Origin of the sequence: Aeromonas sp. L_1B5_3 (assembly GCF_963866575.1) — a bacterium.
Classification (GTDB): Bacteria; Pseudomonadota; Gammaproteobacteria; order Enterobacterales; family Aeromonadaceae; genus Aeromonas; species Aeromonas jandaei.
The window spans coordinates 1-606 of the sequence record NZ_CAWMDN010000071.1 but is presented as its reverse complement, the minus strand read 5'-3'; the positions used below and the strand labels follow the sequence as shown (position 1 = coordinate 606).

Below are 606 nucleotides of genomic sequence, written 5' to 3'. Positions count from 1 at the left end.
AGAGTGACCCCTTACCCCAAGAGGAGGCACAAGATGCCAAAACAACCGGTAGCCGTTGAACTTGAAGCCATCAATCGTAATGGCGAGACGCAAGTGGTTCGGGGCAGCGCCCTGCCCGTGCACGGCTACGGCGTTTACTTGCGAGCGGTAGAAGCCAGTGGATTGGCGCTGGCTACCTGGATAGCTGACTACGACACTATCGGCCAAGCCTATGAGCTGGCGGAACGGCTGAGCGTTGCGCTCGCTATGCCGCTCACCCTGCAGGTCCCCGGATTGCTGATGCCGGTGAAGCGTGCCCCTACAGCCTGAGCAGGAGCAGAAGCCGCCACCAAGACCAACTGAACTACCCTCAAAGTGAACCAACAACCGCTCTACCTTTAACCCCGACATGCTTCATGCGTGCCGGGGTTTTGTTTATTTGGAGAATTCCACTATGCGTTATCACAAGCTGAAAGCCGGGGAATGCCCCGGCACTTATGTCGTCACTGAACCCGTGACCGAACAAGACCTGCTGCGTATCGCCAACCAGATTGCCCGTAAGCGCTTGGCCAAAGGCACCGCCATTACCAGCACCACCGAGGCCGCCGAGCGGCTGCAAACCCTGCT

1 protein-coding gene and 1 pseudogene are annotated in these 606 nt (G+C 58.3%); both read left to right on the top strand.

Translation table 11 applies throughout. The annotated features are described in order from the left end of the window. The first annotated feature begins 33 nt into the window (after positions 1-33). Positions 34-309 carry a hypothetical protein gene (locus AACR93_RS04570; protein ID WP_042048606.1) on the top strand — a complete coding sequence of 92 codons (276 nt, stop codon included), beginning with the start codon at positions 34-36 and terminating at the stop codon, positions 307-309. A gap of 124 nt (positions 310-433) precedes the next feature. Continuing rightward, positions 434-606, top strand: a pseudogene (locus AACR93_RS04565) (DNA repair protein RadC); the annotation flags it as partial.

Excerpts from the sequence above, each read along its gene's own strand:
- AACR93_RS04570 (WP_042048606.1), top strand. The coding sequence starts at position 34 with ATGCCAAAACAACCGGTAGCCGTTGAACTTGAAGCCATCAATCGTAAT.